Origin of the sequence: Pseudomonas sp. F01002, from assembly GCF_004402115.1 — a bacterium.
Taxonomy (GTDB): Bacteria; Pseudomonadota; Gammaproteobacteria; order Pseudomonadales; family Pseudomonadaceae; genus Aquipseudomonas; species Aquipseudomonas frigoris.
The window spans coordinates 397771-418090 of the sequence record NZ_SOPU01000003.1 but is presented as its reverse complement, the minus strand read 5'-3'; the positions used below and the strand labels follow the sequence as shown (position 1 = coordinate 418090).

General features: G+C 59.4%; 20 protein-coding genes. 5 read left to right on the top strand and 15 right to left on the bottom strand.

Annotation, left to right across the window (positions count from 1 at the left end; translation table 11 throughout):
* Positions 1-189 precede the first annotated feature (189 nt).
* On the top strand, positions 190-1134 hold the full coding sequence (locus E3W21_RS02475) for an alpha/beta hydrolase (RefSeq protein ID WP_134417605.1): 945 nt from the start codon (positions 190-192) through the stop codon (positions 1132-1134).
* A gap of 40 nt (positions 1135-1174) precedes the next feature.
* Positions 1175-1645 carry a MaoC family dehydratase gene (locus E3W21_RS02470; RefSeq protein ID WP_046049496.1) on the top strand — a complete coding sequence of 157 codons (471 nt, stop codon included), beginning with the start codon at positions 1175-1177 and terminating at the stop codon, positions 1643-1645.
* Positions 1646-1747: 102 nt separating this feature from the next.
* Here E3W21_RS02470 and E3W21_RS02465 read toward each other — a convergent pair whose 3' ends face one another.
* The 4 genes from E3W21_RS02465 to E3W21_RS02445 all read right to left on the bottom strand — a co-directional run bounded on the left by E3W21_RS02465 (position 1748) and on the right by E3W21_RS02445 (position 5454).
* The gene (locus tag E3W21_RS02465; protein WP_129437773.1) at positions 1748-2608 is read right to left on the bottom strand and encodes an HlyD family secretion protein; all 861 of its coding nucleotides are present in this window, start codon (positions 2606-2608) and stop codon (positions 1748-1750) included.
* A 10-nt stretch (positions 2609-2618) separates the two neighbouring features.
* Positions 2619-2825, bottom strand: a complete 207-nt coding sequence (locus E3W21_RS02460) for a DUF1656 domain-containing protein (protein ID WP_008151119.1) — start codon at positions 2823-2825, stop codon at positions 2619-2621.
* Complete coding sequence (locus tag E3W21_RS02455) at positions 2812-4800, bottom strand: FUSC family protein (protein WP_134417603.1); 1989 nt, start codon at positions 4798-4800, stop codon at positions 2812-2814. Before E3W21_RS02455 ends, E3W21_RS02460 begins: the two co-directional genes overlap by 14 nt.
* Positions 4801-4986: 186 nt before the next feature.
* On the bottom strand, positions 4987-5454 hold the full coding sequence (locus E3W21_RS02445; RefSeq protein ID WP_134417601.1) for a PA2169 family four-helix-bundle protein: 468 nt from the start codon (positions 5452-5454) through the stop codon (positions 4987-4989).
* Positions 5455-5657: 203 nt separating this feature from the next.
* Here E3W21_RS02445 and E3W21_RS02440 point away from each other — a divergent pair, with 203 nt between their 5' ends.
* Both E3W21_RS02440 and E3W21_RS02435 read left to right on the top strand, forming a co-directional pair.
* Positions 5658-5894, top strand: coding sequence for a DUF3820 family protein (locus E3W21_RS02440; RefSeq protein WP_128870220.1), 237 nt, complete (start codon positions 5658-5660; stop codon positions 5892-5894).
* Positions 5895-5930: 36 nt separating this feature from the next.
* A complete protein-coding gene (locus tag E3W21_RS02435; RefSeq protein WP_134417599.1) occupies positions 5931-7112 on the top strand; it encodes an aminotransferase class V-fold PLP-dependent enzyme in 1182 nt (393 codons plus the stop codon).
* Positions 7113-7114: 2 nt separating this feature from the next.
* Here the strand turns inward: E3W21_RS02435 and E3W21_RS02430 are convergent, their stop codons facing one another.
* From E3W21_RS02430 to zwf, 4 genes are all read right to left on the bottom strand, one after another.
* Complete coding sequence (locus E3W21_RS02430) at positions 7115-7825, bottom strand: intradiol ring-cleavage dioxygenase (protein ID WP_134417597.1); 711 nt, start codon at positions 7823-7825, stop codon at positions 7115-7117.
* A gap of 261 nt (positions 7826-8086) precedes the next feature.
* Positions 8087-8752, bottom strand: a complete 666-nt coding sequence (locus E3W21_RS02425; protein WP_008151112.1) for a bifunctional 4-hydroxy-2-oxoglutarate aldolase/2-dehydro-3-deoxy-phosphogluconate aldolase — start codon at positions 8750-8752, stop codon at positions 8087-8089.
* A 17-nt stretch (positions 8753-8769) separates the two neighbouring features.
* Entirely contained in the window at positions 8770-9483 is a 714-nt protein-coding gene (pgl, locus tag E3W21_RS02420) for a 6-phosphogluconolactonase (RefSeq protein ID WP_129437786.1), read from the bottom strand.
* Positions 9470-10939, bottom strand: a complete 1470-nt coding sequence (gene zwf, locus E3W21_RS02415) for a glucose-6-phosphate dehydrogenase (protein ID WP_134417595.1) — start codon at positions 10937-10939, stop codon at positions 9470-9472. The genes pgl and zwf overlap by 14 nt, the downstream gene beginning before the upstream one ends.
* A 239-nt stretch (positions 10940-11178) precedes the next feature.
* Between zwf and E3W21_RS02410 the strand changes: the two genes are divergently transcribed.
* A complete protein-coding gene (locus E3W21_RS02410; RefSeq protein WP_177318169.1) occupies positions 11179-12039 on the top strand; it encodes a MurR/RpiR family transcriptional regulator in 861 nt (286 codons plus the stop codon).
* A 95-nt stretch (positions 12040-12134) separates the two neighbouring features.
* Here E3W21_RS02410 and E3W21_RS02405 read toward each other — a convergent pair whose 3' ends face one another.
* From E3W21_RS02405 to E3W21_RS02375, 7 genes are all read right to left on the bottom strand, one after another.
* A complete protein-coding gene (locus E3W21_RS02405) occupies positions 12135-12989 on the bottom strand; it encodes a D-hexose-6-phosphate mutarotase (RefSeq protein ID WP_129437792.1) in 855 nt (284 codons plus the stop codon).
* A 108-nt stretch (positions 12990-13097) separates the two neighbouring features.
* The gene (locus E3W21_RS02400; protein WP_134417593.1) at positions 13098-14444 is read right to left on the bottom strand and encodes a carbohydrate porin; all 1347 of its coding nucleotides are present in this window, start codon (positions 14442-14444) and stop codon (positions 13098-13100) included.
* Between the two features lie 191 nt (positions 14445-14635).
* The gene (locus E3W21_RS02395; RefSeq protein WP_134417591.1) at positions 14636-15796 is read right to left on the bottom strand and encodes an ABC transporter ATP-binding protein; all 1161 of its coding nucleotides are present in this window, start codon (positions 15794-15796) and stop codon (positions 14636-14638) included.
* 2 nt (positions 15797-15798) lie between these two features.
* Positions 15799-16644, bottom strand: coding sequence for a carbohydrate ABC transporter permease (locus tag E3W21_RS02390; RefSeq protein ID WP_033056821.1), 846 nt, complete (start codon positions 16642-16644; stop codon positions 15799-15801).
* A complete protein-coding gene (locus tag E3W21_RS02385) occupies positions 16637-17545 on the bottom strand; it encodes a carbohydrate ABC transporter permease (RefSeq protein ID WP_134417589.1) in 909 nt (302 codons plus the stop codon). Before E3W21_RS02385 ends, E3W21_RS02390 begins: the two co-directional genes overlap by 8 nt.
* Before the next feature lie 156 nt (positions 17546-17701).
* Positions 17702-19003 carry an ABC transporter substrate-binding protein gene (locus tag E3W21_RS02380; protein WP_129437798.1) on the bottom strand — a complete coding sequence of 434 codons (1302 nt, stop codon included), beginning with the start codon at positions 19001-19003 and terminating at the stop codon, positions 17702-17704.
* A gap of 117 nt (positions 19004-19120) precedes the next feature.
* Positions 19121-20320 (bottom strand): AGE family epimerase/isomerase (locus E3W21_RS02375; RefSeq protein ID WP_256661475.1); only part of this gene is annotated, 1200 nt, incomplete at its 5' end.

Here is a 20320-nt window from a genome sequence, read left to right as displayed (position 1 = left end):
CTAAAGAGCGAAAAAGCGGGGCTCCACGGACACTAGCAGCTATGGCGAATCAGGCAAATATGCGCACGGTCGACATTGATCGTGTGAATCTTGCTGCCGTGGCGTGGCCTGATCAGACGGCACGCTTTGGATGCGCTATACAATGCAACGACGCCCATGCCACATGCAGCCCTATGCAAAGGAACCGCCATGATCCACGACACTTTCTGGCTGACCGCGAGCGACCGCAGTCGCCTCTTCGTCAACCAGTGGCTGCCCGCCGCGCCTTTAAAAGCAGTGATCCTGCTGGCCCACGGCATGGCGGAACACAGTGGCCGCTACGCCCGTCTGGCGGAAAAACTCTGTGCTCAGGGTTACGGCGTCTACGCGCCGGACCTGCGTGGACATGGCAAAACTGCCGAAAACGGGACACTGGGTCATTTCGCCGACGATGACGGTTGGTGCAAAGTAGTCGGCGACCTGGCGAGCCTCAACCAGCACATCGGCCAACAACATCCGGGAATGCCGATTGTGTTGCTCGGTCACAGCATGGGCAGCTACATCGCCCAGGCTTATCTGCTGCATCACAGCGCCAGCCTGCACGGGGCCGTTCTCAGCGGGTCGAACTTCCAACCGGTGGCGCTCTATCGCGCGGCGCGACAGATTGCGCGATTAGAACGTTTGCGCCAGGGCCCGAAGGGTCGCAGCGCGCTGATCGAATGGCTGTCGTTCGGTTCGTTCAACAAGAAATTCAAACCGGTACGCACGCGGTTCGACTGGCTCAGTCGCGATCCGGCGGAGGTCGATTTGTACGCCAACGACCCGCTCTGCGGCTTTCGCTGCACCAATCAGCTGTGGATCGATTTGCTCGGTGGGTTGCAGCAAATCAGCAAAGCGTCCAATCTCGCTCAGATTGATCCGGGCCTGCCGTTGCTGGTCATCGGCGGTGAATGTGATCCGGTGAGCGAAGGCGAGCGTCTGAAAGATCTGGCCCATGCGCTGCGCGCGGCCGGCAGCCAGAGCCTGCAACTGACGATTTACCCGCAGGCACGGCATGAACTGTTCAACGAGAGCAACCGCGATGAAGTGATCAATGACGTGTTGAGCTGGATCGCCCAGGCACTGAGCCACCGTCGGCCACCCAGATCGGAATAGTTTTTTTGAATTTATTTATTCGTGACAGGAATTGAAACAGATGACCCAGGTTACCAACACCCCTTACGAGGCCCTTGAAGTCGGCCAGACCGCCAGCTACAGCAAGACGGTCGAAGAGCGCGACATTCAGTTGTTCGCCGCGATGTCCGGCGATCACAACCCGGTGCACCTGGACGCTGAATTCGCCGCCGGCACCATGTTCAAGGAGCGCATCGCTCACGGCATGTTCAGCGGTGCGCTGATCAGCGCTGCCGTTGCCTGCGAGTTGCCTGGGCCGGGGACTATTTATATCGGTCAGCAGATGAGCTTTCAGAAGCCGGTGAAAATTGGCGACACGCTGACCGTGCGTCTGGAGATTCTCGAGAAGCTGCCGAAGTTTCGTGTGCGGATTGCCACTCGCGTGTTTAACCAGCGTGATGAGTTGGTAGTGGATGGTGAGGCGGAGATTCTGGCGCCGCGTAAGCAACAGACGGTGACGTTGCCTAAGCTGCCGGCAATCAGCATCGGCTGATTGCCTTAAAAGATCGCAGCCTCGTTTCACTCGACAGCTCCTACAGGGTTTTGCGATACCTGTAGGAGCTGTCGAGTGGAACGAGGCTGGGATCTTTTGAACTTAATGCCCCTCCTGCACCTGCACACTCGCCGTCATCCCCGAACTCAAATTCATCCCCTCCGGCAACTTATCAATCTTGATCCGTACCGGAATCCGCTGCGCCAGCCTCACCCAGTTAAACGTCGGCTCGACCTCTGCCAGCAACTGCCCGTCCGGCGTGGTATTGCGATCGGTAATCCCGCGGCTGATGCTTTCGACATGTCCCTGCAATGCCTCCCCCGCACTCATCAACCAGACCTTCACCGGATCGCCGACACGAATCCGTGGCAGCTTGGTTTCTTCGAAATACGCCTGCACATAGAAAGTCGAATCGTCGATCAACGCCATCACCGATTGCCCGGCATTCACGTAGTTGCCTTCGGCCAGACGCAAGTTGGTGATGTGACCGCTACGTGGCGCATGGACCTGACTACGGGCGAGATTGAGCTCAGCGACTTTGGCTTCCGCCTGGGCTTCGCGCAGTTCGCCACGGGCGATGCCGGCGTTGATTTGCGCGTTCTCGCGTAGCTCGGCACTGATGGCCTGCGGCCCGAGGGCTGCGCGGCGACTGGCTTCGCGTTCGCGCAGATTGAGTTGTTGTTGCCGGGTCTGCACCACCGCTTGAGCTTTCTCCAGCGCCGCTTCGAAACGGTCGCGATCAATGCTCAGCAATAAATCGCCAGCCTTGACCTGCTGGTTATCAAAAGCCTTGAGCTCACGCACCCAACCCGAGACGTCCGGGGCGATCACCACCACGTCGGCGCGGATCCGCGCATCCCGAGTCCAAGGCGTGAGCATGTAGTACTGCCACAAATGGAAGCCGGCAAAGATCGCCGCCGCCACCAGGCACAAGGTCACCGCGACACGTATCGGTGTACGCATTTTCAACTCCTTATAAAGGTCCGAGGACGACGGTGATCAAGGTCAATACACAGACGTACAAGGCGCAATCAAACAACGCTTCGTGCCAGATCCAGCGGCCCACCGGCGTCAGGCGCAAAAGCATGCGCAAGGCTCCAGTGACGAGCAGCGCCAGCAGCACATAAATCAGAAACGGACTGAGCAGCACGCCACCCACCGACCACTCACGCAAGCCCATGGCTTTGCTCCTGTTGACGGCACCAGGCGCGCCAGCTGCTTTGCAATTGCAGCACCGCGCCTTGGGCCAGTTTCACCGCATCGCTGGGGGGCAATGCGTACAAGGTCTTCAAGAGTTCTTCGCTCGGCTGCGCCAACGCCTCGGCGCGACTGCCGGCCGGGCCTTGCTCGAGGATTTTTTCCAGCTGTTCGAGATAACGCCGCTGAGGCGCACTGACCGGTGCCTGCGCCACCGCCAGACTCAAACGCAAATGCAGCAATTCGTCGCCGATGTCCAGGCCGAGTAGGCCATCGTCCCAGCGACTGCGCGCCGGTTCCGGCAACTCGGGGTAGTGTCGCGCCAATTGCAGCAAGCGGTCGGCCATGCGCCCGCCAAACCAGCTTTCGGCACCGCGCAGATTGCGCCGGGTCAGGCGCACCAGATCGTCGAGGGTGGCCGCCAGCAAACGTCGGCCATGCCACGTCGGGTTGCGCAGGATCAACAAATGGAACGCCAGCACTGCGGCGCCGACACCGACCACGATGGATTGAGCGCTGTTGAAGAACGTCGCGACATCAAATTTCATCGCATTGAGCGGCGAGACCAGCACGATGAAGTGCAGACAAAATGAGGTAGCCGTCGCACCGATCTGCGGTTTGGCCATGCCCAATGCACCGAAAAACAACGGCACGCCCATGCCCATGCACAGCAACGCAAAACCACTCCATTGCGGCAGCAGAATCTGCCCGACGATAAACGCGGCCGGAATGGCCAGGAAGATCCCGCGCATAAAACTCATGCCTATCTGGGCGCCATTCTCGCGGCTGGCAAACAGACTACACACCACGCACGTCAACAGCAGCGCGCCGGAGGCGGCGGGCCAGGCGGTCGCCAACCAGAAGCACGAGACCACCAGAAACGCCAGGGCACTGCGGGTACCGAACATCAGCGCCAATGACAGGTCGCGGTGGGGTGTCAGGGTTCTCGGTGGATCGACCGTTTCCTTGCCCTCCTCAACGGCGTTCAACGCGGCGCTGGCCGCCATGGCGGTATCGAGCAACAAGGTGAAACGGGCCAGGCAGTAACTCTGTGCGCAGCTGATGTGCGGGTCGTGGGAAGCGTCGAGCAACTTCGGCCGCAGCGCTTGCAGGGTCGCGGTATCCGGGCTGTTGAGCGCCTCTTGAACCTCCGTCATCCAGGGCAACAGTTGCTCGGCTTCCTGAGGCTCCAATTGCTTCCACTGGCGGCGCACCGAACGGGCGATGCGCAGCAGCATCAACAGCTTTTGGCTCAAGCCGCTGATCGCGCGTGCTCGTTGCCGCCCCAGGCTTCCTTCAAACCAGGCATGCTCGCGCTGGGCATCGACGGCGACGATTCTCCCGAGGATTTCCAGCAAGCCTTTACGCGCCTGACCATCACCGGCCAGGGTCGCACGCGCGGCGTTCATCCCACTTTGCCAGGCTGCCCGCGCCTGATCCGCCAGTTGCCGTTCGACCCGCATCGGCCAGAGCAGCGCACTGGCGGCGGTGGCGCAAAGAATGCCCAGGCAGATTTCCGTGCAGCGAGCCACGGCTTGATCGAACACCGTCAGCGGATGAGTAATGGCCGGCAGCGCGATGATCGCCACCGTGTAACCGGCCAGCACGAACGAATAGGACCAGGCGCTGCGCAGCAAGGTCGAACTCGCCGTACACAGCCCCAGCCATAACGCCAAGGCCAACAAAAACAGCCAAGGCGTCTGGGCAAACAACCCCATGAACACCACTGACATGATCGTCCCGACCAGCGTCCCCAGCAACCGCGCCAGGCCCTTCTGCACCACCATCCCGGACAAGGGCTGGGCGACGATGAACGCCGTCATCAACGCCCAGGCCGGTTGCTCCAGGCCCCAGCGTAATGCCAGCCACAGCGCCAGGCCGCCACCGATCAACGTTTTGATCGCGAACTGTAAGGCGCGGCGGTCAGGCGCAAACAAAGCCTGCAAGGTGATAGGCACGTAAAGCTCTCTTGGAAAGACGATTTAACGGTAGGAGCTGCCGAAGGCTGCGATCTTTTGACGGCGCCGAAAAGCAAGATCAAAAGATCGCAGCCTTCGGCAGCTCCTACAAGGCTAATTTCATCGTTGAACGCCAGACACAAAAAAACGCCAGACTGGCTGGCGTTTTTGACAGGCAACGAACGCTTACGAGCGTGCGCGCGCCTGGTTACGCAGGGCTTTTACCTGATCGTGATTGCGTTGCACGCCGTGGTACTGACGCTCAACCAGATCACGAATGCCCACCAGGTTGTGTTTGTTGATTTTTTCGATGGCTTCTTTGTAAGCCTTCAGTGCATGGTCTTCACCCCGCTCGGCTTCGTTCAGCACGGCTTCTTCATCCTTGCCGGTGAACATCGCTTTCACGTCGACCCAGCGACGGTGCAGGTCACCGCTGACACTGGTGGACGTTTCCGGATCGCCGCCTAGCGAACGCACCTGCGCTTGCAGTTCGGAAGCCGCAGTGGCGCAGTCGGCGGAACGCTGCATGAACAGCGATTTCAGTCCTGGATGTTTGATGTCTTCAGCGCAAGTCTTGAACCCTTCCTGACCGTCTTTGCTGGTTTCAATCAGGTCGTTGAGCACAGAGATGGCTTCTTTATTCATGTCGGTCATTTTCAATTCCTCACGGGTTGATGAAAGATGCAATAGGTGTTGCACCCTGCATGCCAGCTTTGAATTGATAAGTTATTTCCTATATTTCAATTACTTATGGTTTAACCCGAAATCTGTATCCGCTTTATTTGCATGATCTGTCATTTGGCCTGCATGCAGAATGCCTGTATTTTCCAGACTGTTTGAATCAAGACGACTGACTGATGAACCCTGAAAAGCTCGAACTGCTGGTCACCCGTGAAATGCCCTTCGGCAAATACAAGGGCCGGATCATTGCCGACCTCCCCGGCCAATACCTGAACTGGTTCGCTCGGGAAGGTTTCCCCCATGGCGAACTCGGCGGCTTGTTGGCCTTGATGCAGGAAATCGATCACAACGGCCTGTCGGAGCTGCTCGAACCGCTACGCGCCAAACATGGCAAACCCGCCCCTCGCCATTGACCCGACACCCAGACCTGGCCCCTGATTGAGTAGCCCATGCCCGATAACACCCGCCGCGCCCGTGATGAAGCTTTCTGGCGAACCTTTGCCGACCGATATGCGGTTGAACCCGGCCCGGTCAACCTCGAAAACGGGTACTTCGGGCGCATGTCGCGCACGGTGGTCGAGGAGTATCAGCGCAACATCGAACTGATCAACCGCGGCAACTCGGTGCACGTGCGGCAACGCTTCGAACAGGGCGAAAGCCTGGAGATTCGCAAACAGCTCGCCGATCTGGTGGGCGTACCCGCCGACACTGTCGCCCTCACCCGCAACGCTTCGGACGGTCTGCAATCGCTGATCCGCAACTACAACCGTCTGACGCCGGGCGATCAGGTGCTGATATGTGATCTGGAGTACGACACGGTCAAAGGAGCCATGCGCTGGCTGGCACGTCATCGCGGTGTCGAAGTGATCGAGATCGAACACTCGCACCCCGCCAGTTTCGACAGTTTGCTGGCCACTTACCGCGAAGCTTTCGTGCGTTATCCGCGACTCAAACTGATGGCCCTGACTCACGTCACTCACCGTTCCGGGTTGGTGATGCCGGTGCAGGCTATTGCCGCAGCTGCCAGGGAACATGGCATCGACGTGATCCTCGACGGCGCCCATGCGCTCGGCCAGCTCGAGTTCAATCTCGATAAACTAGGCATCGCCTTTGCTGGCTACAACCTGCACAAATGGATCGGTGCACCGCTGACTCTGGGCTTCATTTATATCGCCCCCGAGCGCCTGGCCGACATCGATCCGGACATGGGCGAGATGCATTTCCCGGTCACCGATATTCGCGCCCGCACGCCGTACAGCACGCCCAACATCCCGGCGCTGCTGACCTTGCCGCTGGTGTTCGAGGAACATCGGGCCATGGGCGGTTCCGCCGCCAAGGGCGCTCGGCTCAATTACCTGCGCAACCGCTGGGTGAGCGCGGTACGCGAGTTGCCGGGGATCGAAGTCATGACCCCGGACGACCCGCGACTGTATTGCGGCATCACCTCGATGCGCTTTACCCGGCATGCAGATCAACAGGCGATGGTCGAGCGGCTGCTCAAGGACTACAACCTGTTTACCGTGGCGCGCAGTGGTGCCGCGAGTGGTCCGTGCATTCGCATAACCCCGGGGCTCACTACCACCGCTGCAGACATGGATCTACTGGCCCGGGCGTTGACCGAACTGCGCTGACGTCACACGGTGTGTTTGTCGAAGTCCTCGGGCTTGATCTGCGTCGATACCGCGAAGGTGTCGATGCCGATGGTCGTGTGCCCGAAGTAGCCGTCTTTATTCGAGTCTCGACTCAGGGTGTGAACGTTCAAGGTCGAAGCTTCGCCGCCCATGTTTTCATAGAAAAAGTCTTGATCGTTGGTCAGCGGTGAAACGGCTCGACCCCGGTACTCCCTGGCGTTGAGTACCGAGCGCGAGGCCACCTCGGGAAAGTAGAGCTGACCGACCCAGGCGACATGCCGCTCTTCCAGGTAGTTGTTGCCTTCCATAATGCGTACCACGACATGAACGTGCAGGGCACGGCCGGCGTAGAACCCCGGATAGATCGTGGTAAACCGCACGATGCCGTTCTTGTCCGTAAATTGCCCGCCACGCAAGTAAGTGTCGTCGTCGGTGCGCGGGATCGAACCTATGTCGCCAACGTCGACTTCCTTGTCTGGATTGACCTTGCTCCAACCCGAATACGCCCCGCGTGCATTGCAATGCCAGATATCCACCAGAGCGTCCGTCACCGGTTGCCCCGTCATGGCATCGACGATCGTCAGCCTCAGCACCAAGGGGATGCCATCCATGCCTTCGCTGATGTTTCGTCTGATCAATTTCGGATTTCGGAAATAAGGACCCGCGATCTGTTCGGGTGAAAGCTGGGGTGAAACCGGAGTGTTGTCGTCCATGACGTTCTCTCTTCCATAAGATGAACGCAGGTTAACGCTGGTCGAGCAGCGAGATGCGGTAACTATGTATCGCATGATGTCCTTGTGGGAGCGAGCTTGCTCGCGATGGCGGCGGCACATTCAATGAAAATATTGACTGTCAGACCGCTATCGCGAGAAAGCTCGCTCCCACAGTTTTTTTTGCGGGCAAAAAAAAACGGTGCACCGACCAAGCGCACCGTAAAGCCGTAGAACACACAACGAAGTGTTTGGTAAAGCCGATCAGTCCAGCAGCGCCAATGCCTCGGCGGTGCATTCCTGAATGCGGGCCCAGTCGCCGTTCTTGATCCACTCGGGATCAAGCATCCAGCTACCGCCCACGCACATCACGTTTTTCAACGCCATGTAGCTCTTGATGTTGGCCGGGCTGACGCCGCCAGTCGGGCAGAATTTCACTTCGCCAAACGGGCCGCCGAGGGCTTTGATAGCCGCGACGCCGCCGCTGACTTCCGCCGGGAACAGCTTGAAGCGGCGATAACCCAGGCCGTAGCCTTCCATGATGCCGGAGGCGTTGCTGATGCCTGGCAACAGCGGAATCGGGCTGTTGACGCTGGCTTCCAGCAAATCACGGGTGATGCCCGGCGTGACAATGAACTGCGAACCGGCCGCTTCGGCAGCCGCCAGCATGTTGCGATCCAGCACAGTGCCAGCACCGGTCACCAGTTCCGGACGCTGCTCGCGCAGAATCTGGATAGCCTTGAGGCCGAACTGTGAACGAAGGGTCACTTCCAGGGCTGTCAGGCCACCGGCCGCGAGGGCGTCGGCCAGCGGCAGGATGTCCTGTTCGCGAGCGATGGTAATCACCGGCAGGATCCGCGCTTTGGCGCAGAGGCTGTCGATCAGGGCAACTTTGTCCGCCATGGAAACGGTCGGGGATGGGGTTGTCATAGCGGCTGTTCCTTGGCTCATGGGCACCAGTAAATCTCTAACGTAGGTTGCAGAAACGCGCGAATCGGCATGGCGGCGACATCGTCACCGGCCAATGCGGCACTCAAGGTGGTCAGCTTGGACTGACCGGAAATCGATAGAACGGTGGTCTTGGCCGAGGCCAGAAGCGCGCGGCTCATGGTCAGGCGCTGATGCGGCACGGTCGGCGCCAGCATCGGCCAGCAGCGACGGCTGCCGTCGACTTTCAAGGCATCGGCCAGGTTCGGGCTGTTCGGGAACAGCGAGGCGGTGTGACCGTCGTCGCCCATGCCAAGTATCAGCACGTCGATCGGCGGCAACTCCGCGAGCAAGCGATCCGCCTGCTCGGCCGCCAGTTCAAGGTTGGCCGTGGCGCTGTACAGACTCAGAAACTGAGCCTTGGCCACCGGGCCTTGCAACAGGTAACGCTTGAGCAGACCGGCATTGCTGTCGACATGCTCTACCGGCACCCAGCGCTCGTCGGCCAGGGTGACGACAACCTTGGACCAGTCCAGCGTCTGCTTGGCCAGGTGCTGGAAAAACGCCACCGGGCTGCGTCCACCGGAAACCACCAAGGTCGCGGTGCCGCGCGCGTCGATCGCGTCACTCAGTTGCTTGGCCACATTCAGCGCCAGGCCTTCGGCCAGCAGCACCGGGCTTTTGAACTCATGGGCGCTGACGCCCTGAGGCAGTTTCAATTCAGATATCGCCATACCACGACCTCCCATCCCGCGTGATCAGAGCAATGGAGCTCATCGGTCCCCAGGACCCGGCCGCGTACGGCTTGGGCGCATCACCGGATTTTTTCCACCCGGCGATCAACTGGTCACACCACTTCCACGCGGCTTCGATTTCATCTTTACGGACAAACAGGTTCTGATTGCCGCGCATCACTTCCAGCAACAACCGCTCGTAGGCATCGGGAATCCGTGCGCTGCGATAAGTGTCGGAAAAATTCAGCTGCAACGGACCGCTGCGCAGCTGCATGCCCTTGTCCAGGCCTTGTTCTTTGGTCATCACGCGCAAGGAAATGCCTTCGTCCGGTTGCAGGCGGATAATCAGCTTGTTGCTGATTTGCAGGCGCTGCTCGGGAGCGAAGATGTAGTGGGACGGCTCCTTGAAGTGGATGACGATCTGCGACAGCTTCTGCGGCATGCGCTTGCCGGTACGCAGGTAAAAAGGCACACCGGCCCAACGCCAGTTGCGGATATCGGCACGCAGCGCAACGAAGGTTTCGGTGTCGCTCTGGGTGTTGGAGTTCGGCTCTTCCAGGTAACCGGGAACCGATTTTCCTTCGCTGTAACCGGCGATGTACTGACCGCGTACGACCTGAGTGGTCAGGCCTTCCGGGCTGATCGGCGCCAGCGCCTTGAGCACTTTGACTTTCTCGTCGCGGATGCTGTCGGCGGACAGGTCGGCCGGCGGGTCCATGGCGATCAGGCAGAGCAGTTGCAGGAGGTGATTCTGGATCATGTCCCGCAGCTGGCCGGCCTTGTCGAAGTAACCCCAGCGACCTTCGATCCCGACCTTCTCGGCCACGGTGATTTCCACGTGGGAGATATAATTCTGGTTCCACTGGGTTTCGAACAGGCTGTTGGCGAAACGCAGGGCGATCAGGTTCTGGACGGTTTCTTTGCCCAGGTAGTGGTCGATGCGGTAGGTGCGGTTCTCCGGGAAGAACTGCGCCACGGCGTCGTTCACCTTGCGCGAGGATTCCAGGTCCGAACCGATGGGTTTTTCCAGCACCACGCGAGTGTTTTCGGTCAAACCGACTTTCGCCAGGTTCTCGCAAATCGCGCCGTAAACGGCGGCCGGTGTCGCGAAGTAGGCAATCACTCGCTGGGCGCTGCCGGCCATTTCGGCCAGGGCGACGTAATCGTCAGCCTTGAGGAAGTCGACGTGCAGGTAACTCAGGCGGGCCAGAAAGCGTTCGACCACGGCCTCGTCCAGCTCTTTGGCAACGACGTAGCGGCGCAGCTCGGAGGCGATGAACGCCAAATGCTGCTGCTCGCTGCCAGGCTCACGGGCCAGCGCGATAATTCGCGTGTCCTCGTGCAAGAGGCCTGCGCCATCGAGCTGATAAAGGGCAGGAAACAGCTTGCGCAGGGCCAGATCGCCGAGGGCGCCGAACAAGGCAAAGGTGCACGGTTCAACCGTAATCGAAGGCATGATGTTTGTTCTTTTATCAAGTTAAGCTACAAATACCTTTTTTCAAGGCATCACTCAAGGGAAAATGTAGTAATAACCACAACATTTTCGCAAAATACAGAATCCGAGTGGTGGACGGTCGGAGCCATCAGTAGGATAGGCCACCGTTACGGGCCCGATCAAAGTCCCAATTTGCATAGCCAGGGCCCTTATTTGCATTGCTCTCTTGTTTGCGGAGCTAAGGAACATATATGGACCGCGTGCGAAATTTACTGGAACAGATCCAGAATCGCCTTGAAGACCTGAACAAGGCAGAACGCAAAGTCGCCGAAGTGATCCTGCTCAACCCACAGCAGGCCACCCGGTTCAGCATCGCCGCCCTCGCCCAGGCCTCAAAGGTCAGTGAGCCGACGGTCAACCGTTTCTGCCGTTCGTTCGGCGTCAGCGGCTACCCGGAACTCAAGCTTCAATTGGCCCAGAGCCTGGCCAGTGGCGCGGCGTATGTCAGCCGTGCGGTCGAGGCTGACGACAATCCGGAAGCGTATACCAAAAAGATTTTCGGCAGCGCCATCGCCTCTTTGGACAGCGCCTTGCAGGCACTGGACCCGAACCTGATCAGCCGCGCCGTCGACCTGTTGATCCAGGCCCGGCAGATCCACTTCTTCGGCCTCGGCGCCTCGGCCCCGGTGGCGCTGGATGCGCAGCACAAGTTCTTCCGCTTCAACCTGGCGGTGACCGCCCACGCGGACGTGCTGATGCAGCGCATGATTGCGTCGGTGGCGCACACCGGCGAGTTGTTCGTGATCATTTCCTACACCGGCCGTACCCGCGAACTGGTGGAAGTGGCGCGTATTGCCCGGGAAAACGGTGCTTCGGTGCTGGGTCTGACCGCCGAAGGTTCGCCATTGGCCAAGGCCAGCACCTTGAGCCTGAATATTCCGCTGCCGGAAGACACCGACATCTATATGCCGATGACGTCGCGGATCATTCAGTTGACCGTGCTGGATGTGCTGGCGACCGGCATGACTTTGCGCCGCGGTGTGGATTTCCAGCCGCATTTGCGCAAGATCAAGGAAAGTCTGAATGCCAGTCGGTATCCGATTGGGGATGAGTTTAATTAAAAAGATCGCAGCCTCGCTTCGCTCGACAGCGCCTACAGGTTTACACGATCCCTTGTAGGAGCTGTCGAGTGAAACGAGGCTGCGATCTTTTGATCTTACGCCCCGACCCGCGCCTGCAAACTCAAATGCGCCCTCTCCCCCGGCGCCAGGCTCAGGCTATCGGTCCCGCCGCTCGCGGCTTCAACACACACAAACTCCGAAATCTCATTCCAGCTCACCCCCAGCAATGGCCGCGAGCCCGGATGCCAAACCACCGTGTCCGCATGGTCACCGGTATCGATGCACAACTCGCGCTGCCAGGCGTGGTCCTTGAGCTGTAATTCGCCGTCATGCTGGAACACCCGCTGACAGCCACCCTCTACCCGCAACTCGCCTTCCTGATGACAAATCTGACGGTTCAACTGGTCGTAACCCTGTGCCCCGTCGAGGCCAGACAGCGCTACCTCACCGACGTCGCCAATACGCCAATACGCATGCAACGCCTGACTCAATTGGCACGGCAGGCTGTCCTGATGCTCGGTACTCAGGCGCAACTCCATGCGTTCGCCCAAGTGCGCGTGCAGGTCCACTTGCCAGTCACACAACTGAAGTTGCCAGTGCAAGCGCACGCCATCGTCATCAGTGCTGCTGTCCAGCAGCTTCCAGTCGATCAACCGTGCCCAGCCATGGGACGGCCAGGCGTTTTCGCTCGGATGACGGCCATACCACGGCCAGCACACCGGAACGCCGCCACGAATCGCACCGACCTGCGGCCACTTCGCCGCGCACCAAAGCCAGGGTTTCTGGCCCTTTGGCTGGAAGTGCAGCAACTGCGCACCCTGCCGACTGAACACCGCCTGACACAGTGGATGGTCGATCACCAGCACGTCGCGCTTCTGATAGCGCTCCCACGCGAACACCGGACGTTCGCGCAAGGATTTGAAGAAGCGTTGTAGCGGATGCTCATGCATGTGCCACGGTCCTGAAAATCACCCGGGGTGCGCAGCCCCCAAAAAAAAGCGGACAGCCTGGGCTGTCCGCAAAAATGCGCACATAGAGAGGAGCTTATCGCAACAACGTTAGAACACCGACTGAATTTTCAGGCCGGCGACCAGCGCGTTGTCGACTTCATCAACACCGCCCGGGTGAGTGATGTATTGCAGGTTAGGACGCACGGTCAGCCAGTTGGTAACGTGGAAGCCGTAGTTGATCTCGTAGTTGTACTCGGTGGTACGCAGCGGCGAGAACAGTGGATCCTCGTACTCGGTAACACCATTGGAGGCGTTGACCAACTCAGCGTTTTTCTTCACGTCATCGTTGACATGGATACGGGCGAAACCGATACCCATGTCATCTTTTGGACGTGCATCGAACGGGCCTTTGTACACAAACATCAGCGACTGGTAGTTGTCGACGAAGTTGGTGTCCTTGTCGTGGAAAGTGGCGTTGGCTGCGATGTTCAGACCGCGGGACGCGTCACCGTTGTGGCTGGTGAGTTGTTGCTGCGCCACGAACCAGTAGCCGTGCTTGCTATCGTGGCTGCGATAGGCGTTGCCGCTGGTTGCTGCATCATTGCCGTTTTCATCCTTGCGGACGTCATCGGCATTGGCCGTGCTTTTGTAGTAACCGACACGGTATTCGCCCGGCAGGTTGTTAGGGTTAGGCAGCCAGACCAACTCGACCGGCAACACAGTGCCCGCAGTACCACTGCCGCTGAGCTTGAAGCCGTTACCGTGTTCCAGTTGCGATGGGTTCTGGTTGTAAGCACCGATCTGCGCATAGAACTCAGGCGAGATGTTGTACTTCACACGCACGGCAGCCTGCATGACCGGCCAGTTGTACCAGATACCGGTCGCCCAGTTACCCGCCTGGGAACCGCAGAACGCCAGGTTCTGGAACTCGCAAGGAAAGGTGTTGAAGTCTTCGCCTTCGCCGAAATAACCGGCTTTGACGTCCAGTTTACCGTCGAGGAACTGGTGCTTAACCCACAACTGGGTCAGTCGGACCATATGGCCACGGCCGTAGACTTCCTGGGAGGAACTCAAGGTGCCGGCACGCGGGTCGCCGACACGGTCATTGGAGATGTTCTCACCGTTACGGTTGGTGAACTGGATCTTGGCCTGGGTGTTATCCCAGCCCCACAGCTTTTGCAGGTCCAGCGCCACGCCCAAGCCAAACTGGTCGGCGTAACGTGCGGTCTTGTCGTTGTTGTAGCCGCCGTGCAGGTTTGCGCCTACTTCACCGACGTAGTCCATCTTGATGTCGATACCCTGCTCGATCAGCTTGGTCCGCTCGCCACCCCAATCACCGGTCATCCATTCGGAATCGGCGCTGAACGCGTCAGCCGCGTGCACGCTACCGGCCAACATCATTGCCGCAATGGCTGACAACTGGCAGATAAGCTGAGCGTTGTTGTTCTTCTTCATCCCTACATCCTCGTTTTATTGTTATTAACTGTTTTTATTTAACGCGGTGACATCGGTTGCGACGGGCTACATGCCACCCGCCTGGTACCCCCCTGTGGGAGCGGGCTTGCTCGCGAAAGCGGTATATCAGTCGACATTTCTGTTGAATGCCAGCTCCCATTCGCGAGCAAGCCCGCTCCCACATTTGATCTTCAGCGGCCTTTGAACTGCGCCACGTTGGCACTGTGAGTCTCGGTTTTAGGCTGACCGGCCACCCCCAGGCGCTCACCGGTCTTGGCATCGAACAACAGCACTTTCGATGGATCGAATTGCAGGGTCAGGGTCTCGCCCACGGCCGGTGCAACGTCCGGCGCCAGACGGCAGCAGACTTTGGTTTCGTTGAGATTGACGAACACCAGGGTGTCGGGACCGGTCGGCTCGGTGACCTGGACTTCGGCGCGAATGATCGGCAAACCATTCGGCTCGCTGCCCGCCAAAACGATCTGTTCAGGACGCATGCCGAGGATCACTTCGCGGTCTTCAAGACCGGCGTCCTGCATGCCCAACGGCAATTCGCAGCGCGCCTGACCGCTATCAAGCAACGCCACCAGACGACCCTCCTTGCGCTGCAAACGCAGGGGGATGAAGTTCATCGGCGGCGACCCGATGAAGCTCGCCACGAACAGGTTGGCCGGGTTGTTGTAGATGTCTTTCGGCGTGCCGAATTGCTGAATGATCCCGTCCTTCATCACCGCCACTTTGTCGCCCAGGGTCATCGCTTCGATCTGGTCGTGGGTCACGTAGACCGTGGTGGTTTTCAGGCGCTGGTGCATCAGTTTCATTTCAGTGCGCATCTCGACGCGCAGCTTGGCGTCGAGGTTGGACAGCGGTTCGTCGAACAGGTAAATCTTCGGCCGCCGCGCCAAGGCACGGCCCATCGCCACGCGCTGTTGCTGACCACCGGAGAGCTGGCCGGGTTTGCGGTTGAGCAAATGTTCGATCTGCAGCAGCTTGGCTACCCGCGCCACTTCCGCTTCGATGTCGGCGGCGGGCATTTTGCGGATCTTCAAGCCAAAGGCGATGTTCTCGCGCACGCTCATGGTCGGGTACAGCGCGTAGGACTGGAACACCATGGCGATGTCCCGGTCTTTCGGGCTCATGCCGCTGACGTCCTGGTCACCGATCATGATCGCGCCGCCGGTGATGGTCTCCAGACCGGCGATGCAATTCATCAGGGTCGATTTGCCGCAACCCGAAGGTCCGACCAGGATCAGGAACTCACCGTCCTTGATCGACAGTTCGATGTTCTTGAGGGTGTCCGGCAGGCCGGGGCCATAGGTCTTGTTTACATTGCGAAGTTCGAGCGTAGCCATGATTACCCCTTGACTGCGCCGGCCGTCAGCCCGCGCACGAAATACTTGCCTGCGACCACATAGACCAGCAGGGTCGGCAGCCCGGCGATCATCGCCGCCGCCATATCAACGTTGTATTCCTTGGCCCCGGTACTGGTGTTGACCAAGTTGTTCAACGCCACCGTAATGGGTTGCGAGTCACCGCTGGAGAACACCACGCCGAACAGGAAGTCGTTCCAGATCTGGGTGAACTGCCAGATCAGGCAGACCATGATGATCGGGGTGGACATCGGCAGGATGATCAAGCGGAAGATGGTGAAGAAACCCGCGCCATCCAGCCGCGCCGCCTTCACCAGCGCATCGGGAACGCTGACGTAGTAGTTACGGAAGAACAGCGTGGTGAACGCCAGGCCGTAGACAACGTGCACGAACACCAGGCCCGTGGTGGTGCTCGCCAGGCCCATCTTGCCGAGGGTGAACGAGGCCGGCAGCAGGACGGTCTGGAACGGCAGGAAGCAACCGAACAGCAGCAAACCGAAGAACAGTTGCGAGCCTCGGAAGCGCCACATCGACAGCACGTAGCCGTTCAGCGCACCGATGGCAGTGGAGATCATCACCGCCGGGACGGTGATCTTGATCGAGTTCCAGAAATACCCGTCGACAGTGCCCCAGGCCTTGACCCAGCCAATGCCGCTGACAACGGTCGGCCAGCTCAGCAGGTTGCCGGAGTTGATGTCTTCCGGCGTCTTGAAACTGGTCAACAGCATGACCACCAGCGGTATCAGGTAAAGGAATACGGCCAGGATCAGCACGCCGTAGATGGCGATGCGACTCAGGCTGATGGATGGTTTGGCAGCGAAACTAGTCATGACGCTTGGTCCTCAGCTCGGAGTACAGGTAAGGCACGATGATTGCGAGAATCGCACCGAGCATCAGAATCGCACTGGCCGAGCCCATGCCCATCTGGCCGCGACTGAAGGTGAAGGAATACATGAACATCGCAGGCAAGTCGGAGGAGTAACCCGGGCCACCGGCGGTCATTGCCGCCACCAGGTCGAAACTCTTGATCGCGATGTGGGCCAGGATCATCACCGCACTGAAGAACACCGGACGCAGGCTGGGCAACACCACTTTCAGGTAAATCCGCGGCATGCTCGCGCCATCGATCTGGGCGGCACGGATGATCGATTGATCAACGCCACGCAGGCCGGCGAGGAACATCGCCATGATAAAGCCCGAGGCTTGCCATACCGCAGCGATCACCAGGCAATACACCACGCGGTCCGGGTCAATCAGCCAGTCCAGGCGAAAGCCTTCCCAGCCCCAGTCACGCAGCAATTTGTCCAGGCCCATGCCCGGGTTGAGCAGCCACTTCCAGGCGGTACCGGTGACGATCATCGAGAGCGCCATCGGGTACAGGTAAATGGTGCGAATGAAACCTTCGCGACGAATGCGCTGGTCTAGAAACACCGCCAGCAGCACACCGATCACCAGGGTGATGCCGATGAACATGCCACCGAAAACCGCCAGGTTCTTGCTCGCTACCCACCAACGGTCGTTGTCGAACAGCCGCGCGTATTGCGCCAGGCCCGCCCATTTGTAAGTCGGCAGGAAGGTCGACGTGGTGAACGACAGGACAAACGTCCAAAGGATATAGCCATAGAAACCCACCAGGACGATGAACATGCTGGGCGCCAGCACCAGTTTGGGGAGCCAGCGCTGCAGTGCATCGAACGGCGAGGCCTTGCTGAACACAGCAACAGAACTCATGGGAAGATCCCGTACGAAGAGAAAGGATTACAAGCGCATTCCCTGGTGTGGGAGCGGGCTTGCTCGCGAAAGCGGTGTGTCAGTCGACATTTGTGTTGAACGACAGTCCGCATTCGCGAGCAAGCCCGCTCCCACAGGGGGGATGCGCGCTAACGGTTACTTGGCAGCTTTGACGGCCGTGCCGAGCTGCTTGGCGGCAACGGCAGGATCGGCTTTCGGATCGTTGATGAAGTTGGTCACGACATCAAAGAACGCACCTTGTACCGCCAGCGTGGTCGCCATGTTGTGCGCCATGCTCGGCTGCAGGCCGCCGGACTTGGCGTCCGCCAGGAAGTCCTTGGCAGCGGTCTGGGCGCAAGAGTCGAAACCGTACTTGCCCATGTCGTTCAGCATGTCGATTCGAACCGGAATCGAGCCCTTGTTGATGCTGAAGACTTTCTGGAAGTTCTCACCGAGCACGACCTTGGCAATGTCCTGCTGAGCGGCAGCAGTGCCCTTGTCTTTCTGCTTGAACACGGCCAGGGAGTCGATGTTGTAGGTGAAGGCCTTGTCGGTGCCCGGGAAGGCTACGCACTCATAGTCCTTGCCGGCGACTTTCTTGGCCGCTGTCCACTCGCTCTTGGCCCAGTCACCCATGATCTGCATGCCGGCCTTGCCGTTGATGACCTTGGCTGCTTCCAGGTTCCAGTCCTGGCCTTTGCCGTCGGCGTCCATGTAGGTCGCGACTTTCTTCAGTTCGGTCAACGCCTTGACCATTTCAGGGCCGGTCAGTGCAGCGTTGTCCAGGTCGACCAGGGCTTTCTTGTAGCCGTCGACGCCCATGACCGAAAGGACCACCGCTTCGAACACGGTGCTGTCCTGCCAAGGCTGGCCGCCGTGGGCAAGCGCAATGAAGCCCGCAGCCTTGAGCTTGTCACCGGCCGCGTAGAATTCCTGAAGGGTGGTTGGCGCTTTTTCGATGCCGGCTTTCTTGAAGACTTCCGGGTTGATCCACAGCCAGTTGACGCGGTGAATGTTCACCGGCACGGCCACGTAGTCACCCTCGTACTTCACGGTATCGGAGACTTTCTTGTCGAGCAGGCTGTCCCACTTCTCTGTTTTGGCAGCGTCTTTCAAGACGTCGGTGTCGAGCAGACCGGTAGACGCCCATTCCTGGATGTCCGGGCCTTTGATCTGCGCTACGCCCGGCGGGTTACCGGCAACGGCGCGGCTTTTGAGTACGGTCATGGCCGTAGCACCGCCGCCACCGGCGACTGCGCCGTCCTTCCAGGTAAAGCCGTCTTTTTCGACTTGGGCCTTCAGAACATCGACCGCGGCCTTTTCACCACCAGAGGTCCACCAGTGAACGACTTCCACCGAACCTTTGGAATCGGCGGCAAGCGCACTCAGCGGGAATGCAGACACCGGAAGCAGTGAGGCGAGAGAAATGACAGTAGCGAGGCGAGAAATCGCATTCATCTAGTAGTACCTTTCTTGTTGTTATGCATGCAAGTCTGGTGCTTGCGCTGCATAGGATTTTAAACAGGAGTGACCCCTTCGCAGGTAACGAAGGGACGTTCGAATGTCACCACATGGTTACACAGGAGCGCTCTGGGATAGCTGTGCCAAGGCAGTCGCCATACTCGGCGCCAGAGGCAATCGCGGGATCTGTACGGCTTGCCAGGCGTGATAAAGGTCGGGTTTACCGGCCCAGATATCAGCGCTCGGGCGATTCTGCGGATCGAGTTCGTGGTGCCAGCTGCCGCTTTCGCGGTCGATGAAATGGCTGTCGCAGAATTCCCAAAATAGTCGGTACCAGCTTTCGTATTGCGCATCGCCTGTACGTTTAAGCAGCGCACTGGCGGCGGCGCTGGCTTCGCAATGGGTCCAGTGCAGGCGATGGCGAACCACGGCGCGATTGTCCCAGTCGAGGGTGTAAACAATCCCCGGCGCCCCGTCGACATCCCACCCGTGACGGCAGTTGTGGTCGAAGAGTTTTTGCGCGTCGGTGGCGAGCCAGCCCGGCGTCAGCATCCCGGCCTTAACCCGCGCCGCTTCAAGATGCAGCATCAACCGGGACCATTCGAAACCGTGGCCCGGCGTGGTGCCGTAGGGGCGAAAACCATCGGCCGGGTTGTCGTGGTTGTATTCGCGCAAGGGTTGCCAGTCGCGGTCGAAATGCTCGACCACCAGATAATCGTTGGCAGCGGCGTGACCGTGGATGACGCGCTCGACAATGCGCTGGGCGCGGCACAGCCAACGGTTGTCGTCGGTGACATCAGCCAACGCGAGAAAGGCTTCGGTGGCGTGCATGTTGCTGTTGGCGCCGCGATAGCTTTCCTCTTCACTCCAGTCGCGGTTGAAGGATTCGCGCATCGCGCCCTCATCCTCGCTCCAGAAATGCGCGTCGATGATGTCGATGGCATCGTCGAGCAAGGCCTGCGCGCCGGGACGCTGAGCGACAACCGCAGAACTGGCGGCCAGCGCGACGAAGGCGTGCAGGTAAGCCGCCTTGCCGGTGTTGCCGTCGCGATGTTCGGGGGCAGCGAACCAGCCACCGTGTTCGGCATCACGCAATGGGCCGCTGAGGGCTTTGATGCCGTGATCCACCAGCTCGGCGAAACCCGGCAAGCCCTGAATGTGGGCCATGGCGAAGCTGTGGGTCATGCGCGCGGTGTTCATGGTTTCGGCGTGGGCGTTGGCCGGGAGGCAGCCCTTTTCATCGAGATTGCCGAAGCCTTCGGCAAGCTTCGAAGCTTTGGCAAACGCCAGCAGGCGCAGGCCTTCGGCGGCGAG